A 5269-nucleotide genomic window follows, 5' to 3' on the forward strand; every position below is an offset into this window, starting at 1 on the left:
GCGGGCATCGTGAAAAATCTATGGCAAAGAAAGCCTTATGTTCTCATAACTGACGATTAAATCGCACCTTCCTTAAAGAGAGGTGCAATTAAACTAATATTCACCACAATAAAAGGCACTAAAATCGCGAAAGAGAGAAGACAGCTTTTAATGCAGTGCTGGTAGCTGACTCTAATATCGAATTTATGGATACCAAAACTCCCGCCTTTGCCAGTCAGTGATAACCATTTAGCATATACATAGCCATTAATAGCGCTAAGACCGACCATACTGACGATCATCAGGAGGACGATTTTATAAATCATACCGTCATAATCATTAAAGATGACCTTCGTCATTCCAAATATTATTACACCCAGGGCTATAATCAACAGCACGGGCAGTCCCATCATAATCCACCATGCGCTTTTCATTGAGCAGTGAAAACCAAAGCGTATATTATTAAGCGTGGTCATCAATGCGTTATATTGCAGGCTTTTTATGATCAAAAATGGCGAGATTATTATTAAAAAGATAAAGGCCAGCGAACCTGATGGCGGAAATATATTTTCGAAAACACCAATAAAGATATAAAACACCACCAGCAGGAACCAGCTGAGAAACAGCGCTCCCCCGCTGGCATGGTAGCCAAAGCGCGCGCCATTGAGCTCCAGATTTTCATACACATATCGCCGTGAGCGGACCATGGCCCAGGGCACATAAATACCCAGAGTAACAATACTTAATAAGATATTCACCAGGGAAATATTGAAATAACTCAGACCTTTCCCATGAAATATAAAGCTTTGCCGACTGTCATTACTGAAAGGTGTATTACCATTCATAAACATATCATCCTTAATTATAAATATTGATTTGACAAATAATCATTATCAGTTCCGTGAACTGAGGAATGATAACCCCGCGACCGTTAAATAACATCCGAATTAAACAACTTGCACCCACTTTCAGAGAGTGATATTAAATACGCCAATAATTAAGCTTGTATTATTGAGTGTATGTATGAATGTAGTGGCTAAGCAGCACGTGACATTGCGCCGAATGACTTTGGCCGATAATGCCGCCATCGCCTCCGTTATCCGCCAGGTCTCCGCCGAATACGGCCTTACCGCCGATAAAGGCTATACCGTGGCCGACCCGAATCTTGACTCTCTGTATCAACTTTACAGCCAGCCCGGGCATGCCTATTGGGTGATTGAGCAGGACGGCTGCGTGGTGGGCGGCGGCGGCGTTGCGCCGTTAAGCTGTAGCGAGCCGGATATCTGTGAGCTGCAAAAAATGTATTTCCTGCCTTCCGCGCGTGGACAGGGGCTGGCCAAAAAGCTGGCGCTGATTGCTCTTGATCATGCGCGAGCTCAGGGATTTACCCGTTGCTATCTGGAAACCACCGCCTTTTTGAAAGAGGCAATCGGCCTGTATGAACATCTCGGCTTTACGCATATCAGCGAGCAGCTGGGCTGTACCGGACATGTGGATTGCGAAGTGCGGATGTTAAAAACGCTCTGATGAATGCATCTGATTTTTAGATGACTTTGATGCAAAAAGAGCGGTATTCATTGTATTCAATCGGTTTTACACTTCCCCGGCACCGATGACTTACAACTTTTCCTGCCTCCTGAGCAGGAATTTCAGGATGAAAATACAATGAATAAACTCCCTGCCTGCCTCACTGGCGGCCTGATGCTGGTTTTAGCTTCCTCCACCGCTTTTGCCGCAGCGCTTCCTGGTTATACCGAAGGCGCAGAGACCCTGCGGGTGGAAAACACCCGCGGGCAAATTGATGCCTTTAACGATCTGGTTTACAGCCAGGTAAAAACAGCCACCAACGTGCGCCAGATGCGTATGACTCTGCTGGTGCCACGGAGCAACGATTTAAAACCGGCGATTGTCTATTTCCCTGGCGGCGGCTTTACCAGCGCGGCCTGGACCAAATATATCCAGATGCGTATGGCGCTGGCAGAAGCGGGTTTTGTGGTTGCGGCAACCGAGTACCGCACCGTGCCGGATAAATTCCCGGCGCTGGTCAATGACGGCAAATCCGCCGTGCGTTATCTGCGCGAACATGCGGGCGAGTACGGGATCGACCCCGATCGCATTGGCGTGCTGGGCGACTCCGCCGGTGGTTATCTGGCACAGATGATGGGGCTGACCAACGGCGATAAAAGCTTTGATCGCGGTGATTTTCTGGCGCGTTCGTCAGACGTGCAGGCCGCAGCCACGCTGTATGGTATTTCCGATCTGCGTAATATTGGCGCAGGATTCCCCGAGAACATTCAGAAAGTCCACGCCTCCCCTGCGGTCACTGAAGCCCTGCTGGTGCACGGCAGTGCGTTTCGCGACTGGCCTGGCGCAAGCATCGCCAGCGACAACGATAAAGCCCTGGCGGCAAGCCCAATGGGCCACGTGAAAGGCAAAAAACCGCCGTTCTTAATTATGCACGGCAGCGCCGATACGCTGGTCTCCCCGGTACAGAGCGAGCAGCTTTATAAGGCGCTGAAATCGGAAGGCAACAAAGCCGACTATATTTTGCTCGAAGGCGCTGAACACGGTGATATCCACTGGTATCAAAAACCGGTTATCGACCGTGTGGTGAACTGGTTTAAAGCCACGCTGGGCGCGCCGGTAAAAGCCGACACCCACGCGGTAAAAGATAAAAACGCGAACCTGTAAGGCGCTTACATCGGTACGCCGCTGTGGAAACGAAATTCTGCATCCGGCGTACTGATTAACTCCGCTTCCACCTCGCCAAAATAACGGATCCGTGGCGTAATATCGGTCGCTGAAACCTGTTGGGCAAGGCTTAAGTAATCCTGATAATGACGCGCTTCAGAGCGCAGCAGCGACAGGTAGAACTTTTGCAGGTCAGCGCTCAGATGCGGGGCGAGAGCGGCAAACCGCTCGCAGGAGCGGTTCAATGTAAGCCCCGCAAATCAGCTTATCGACAAGCGTCAGAGGTTCGTGGGTGCGTACGGCTTTCAGCATGCCCTTTGCATAACGGCTGGCGGTGATCTTCACATAGGGAATATCGCGGGCAATCATGGCCTCGCGCACCTGCCAGAAATGGTGCAGTTCCTCTTTAATCAGCAGCACCATACTCTCAATCAACCGTTGCCCCCAGGGATCGTCGGTGTGCGGCATCGCCCCTTTTACGACCTGCTTTTGCAGCGCAACAAAATCCGGTTCCGGCCCGTCGCGAAAGGCAAAGGCTTCATAGGGCTTCAGCCAGTCCAGTAAGGTCTGCGCTCCTGTTTTATCGGCGACGTATTTACGCACCAGCAGCATGGCGGTTTGCGCGGCTTTCAGCTCGCAGATCATATGGTCAGTGAGTAACAAAGGAAGATTTGCCGGGTCACGGGCTTTGTCTGTCCAGGCTTGCGGCGTCCTGCAGTGGAGAAATTCTAAAACCGGGGCGAGTGTCTGGGGGTAATCCATAGCGATTCCTTGCATTGCGGCAGCCGAAGCTGCCGCGTCGGGGACTTAGTGACGCACGCCGTCGTCGTCTTCATCCTCGTAATCTTCATCCTCTTCGTCGCCGTCTTCGCCGTTCGGGTCTTCGTAGTAAGTGCCCCAACCGTCATATTCGACTTCGAATTTCTCTGCAAGATCCATCAATTGCACGACCTGCGCATCGATAAGATCGGCATTCAGCGCGCTTTCACTCAGCAGATCGCAGCAAATAACCACATCGCCTTCTTCCAGTTCCAGCTCTTCTGGTTCGGTGACTTCATAGCCCATCTTAAAGGCTTCGACCGCGACTTTTTCCAGCGTTTCGAAATCGTCTGCCGACAGATGATGCTCAATGGTGTACAGCGCATCAGGATCGCTGCCGTCTTCCAGCAATTCTTCAATAATCAGACGCGTCTCTTCACGCTGTTCTTCCAGTTGTTCCGGGTTCGCCATGGCTCATTCCTCATAATGTGGCAGATAGACTTATTGTCACATACCGCCGCCAATGCCTCCACTACCCGGAGAAAAGATTTATTCATAGCGCTTGCAAATGAATATTCATACATATAAATTGAATTTTAATTCAATAAGTGGCCTGAGCCAGATGAGGGAACCATGACGACGTTTTACCAGAAGCATTTTTTGAAATTACTCGATTTTACCCCTGCTGAAATCAATACCCTGCTGCAACTTGCCGCTAAATTAAAATCAGATAAGAAAAAAGGCGAAGAAGTACAGAAGCTTACAGGGAAAAACATCGCGCTCATCTTCGAAAAAGACTCCACTCGCACCCGGTGCTCTTTCGAAGTTGCCGCATTTGATCAGGGTGCCCGCGTCACTTATCTCGGCCCAAGCGGCAGCCAAATCGGCCATAAAGAATCCATTAAAGACACCGCGCGCGTCCTGGGCAGAATGTACGACGGTATTCAATATCGCGGCCACGGCCAGGAAATCGTTGAAACCCTGGCGCAGTTTGCCGGCGTGCCGGTCTGGAACGGACTGACGAACGAATTTCACCCTACCCAGCTGCTGGCGGACCTGCTGACTATGCAGGAGCACCTGCCAGCGAAAGCGTTCAATGAAATGACGCTGGTTTATGCAGGCGATGCGCGTAACAACATGGGCAACTCAATGCTGGAAGCCGCTGCGCTGGTTGGCCTTGATCTGCGTCTTGTCGCCCCCAAAGCCTGCTGGCCGGAAGAGAGCCTGGTGGCAGAGTGCACGGCGCTGGCTGTCCAGAACGGCGGCAATATCACCCTGACCGAGGATATTGCGGCGGGCGTGAAAGACGCGGACTTTATCTATACCGACGTGTGGCTGTCGATGGGCGAAGCCAAAGAGAAATGGGCTGAGCGTATTAATCTGCTGCGCCCGTATCAGGTCAACAGCCAGATGCTGGCGCTGACGGGCAATCCACAGGTGAAATTCCTGCACTGCCTGCCTGCATTCCATGACGATCAAACCACCCTCGGCAAGAAAATGGCCGAAGAGTATGGCCTGCACGGCGGCATGGAAGTGACGGATGAGGTGTTTGAGTCTGCGGCAAGTATTGTGTTTGATCAGGCTGAGAACCGGATGCATACCATTAAAGCAGTGATGGTGGCGACGCTGGCGAAAGCCTAGTGCGGTCTGATGCCCTCACCCCAGCCCTCTCCCACCGGGAGAGGGAGCAGACACTAAAAACGGCAAGCCGTTTTGCTTTTGCCTTGTGCGGCCTGATGCCCTCACCCCGGCCCTCTCCCACCTGATCTGAACCCCGAAACCTGGAATCCCAAACCAGTTTTCGGAGGTTCTTATGAAGTACACATTCGAGATTAAACTG

General features: G+C 51.3%; 6 protein-coding genes and 1 pseudogene. 4 read left to right on the forward strand and 3 right to left on the reverse strand.

What is annotated here, in order from left to right; translation table 11 throughout:
- Positions 1-56 precede the first annotated feature (56 nt).
- On the reverse strand, positions 57-824 hold the full coding sequence (locus ACSZO4_RS24385) for a YjgN family protein (RefSeq protein ID WP_437891671.1): 768 nt from the start codon (positions 822-824) through the stop codon (positions 57-59).
- Positions 825-1002: 178 nt separating this feature from the next.
- Between ACSZO4_RS24385 and ACSZO4_RS24390 the strand changes: the two genes are divergently transcribed.
- Together ACSZO4_RS24390 and ACSZO4_RS24395 are read left to right on the forward strand one after the other, a co-directional pair.
- Positions 1003-1506 (forward strand): GNAT family N-acetyltransferase, encoded by a 504-nt coding sequence (locus ACSZO4_RS24390; RefSeq protein WP_437891672.1) that lies wholly within the window; start codon positions 1003-1005, stop codon positions 1504-1506.
- 138 nt (positions 1507-1644) lie between these two features.
- The gene (locus tag ACSZO4_RS24395) at positions 1645-2670 is read left to right on the forward strand and encodes an alpha/beta hydrolase fold domain-containing protein (protein ID WP_437891674.1); all 1026 of its coding nucleotides are present in this window, start codon (positions 1645-1647) and stop codon (positions 2668-2670) included.
- A 5-nt stretch (positions 2671-2675) separates the two neighbouring features.
- Here the strand turns inward: ACSZO4_RS24395 and miaE are convergent.
- Positions 2676-3432: pseudogene (gene miaE, locus ACSZO4_RS24400) on the reverse strand (tRNA isopentenyl-2-thiomethyl-A-37 hydroxylase MiaE).
- A 45-nt stretch (positions 3433-3477) separates the two neighbouring features.
- Positions 3478-3900 (reverse strand): ribonuclease E inhibitor RraB, encoded by a 423-nt coding sequence (gene rraB / locus ACSZO4_RS24405; RefSeq protein WP_437891675.1) that lies wholly within the window; start codon positions 3898-3900, stop codon positions 3478-3480.
- Between the two features lie 97 nt (positions 3901-3997).
- Between rraB and argL the strand changes: the two genes are divergently transcribed.
- Positions 3998-4066, forward strand: a complete 69-nt coding sequence (gene argL / locus ACSZO4_RS24410) for a putative translational regulatory protein ArgL (RefSeq protein WP_437891677.1) — start codon at positions 3998-4000, stop codon at positions 4064-4066.
- Entirely contained in the window at positions 4063-5070 is a 1008-nt protein-coding gene (argF, locus tag ACSZO4_RS24415; RefSeq protein ID WP_437891676.1) for an ornithine carbamoyltransferase, read from the forward strand. Before argL ends, argF begins: the two co-directional genes overlap by 4 nt.
- The last annotated feature ends 199 nt before the right edge of the window (positions 5071-5269 follow it).

The sequence above is a fragment of the Phytobacter sp. V91 genome (genome assembly GCF_965644225.1).
Classification (GTDB): domain Bacteria; phylum Pseudomonadota; class Gammaproteobacteria; order Enterobacterales; family Enterobacteriaceae; genus CBFFRJ01.

Coding starts and splice junctions, on each gene's coding strand:
- ACSZO4_RS24385 (WP_437891671.1), bottom strand. CDS start 824: ATGAATGGTAATACACCTTTCAGTAATGACAGTCGGCAAAGCTTTATA.
- ACSZO4_RS24390 (WP_437891672.1), top strand. CDS start 1,003: ATGAATGTAGTGGCTAAGCAGCACGTGACATTGCGCCGAATGACTTTG.
- ACSZO4_RS24395 (WP_437891674.1), top strand. CDS start 1,645: ATGAATAAACTCCCTGCCTGCCTCACTGGCGGCCTGATGCTGGTTTTA.
- rraB (WP_437891675.1), bottom strand. CDS start 3,900: ATGGCGAACCCGGAACAACTGGAAGAACAGCGTGAAGAGACGCGTCTG.
- argF (WP_437891676.1), top strand. CDS start 4,063: ATGACGACGTTTTACCAGAAGCATTTTTTGAAATTACTCGATTTTACC.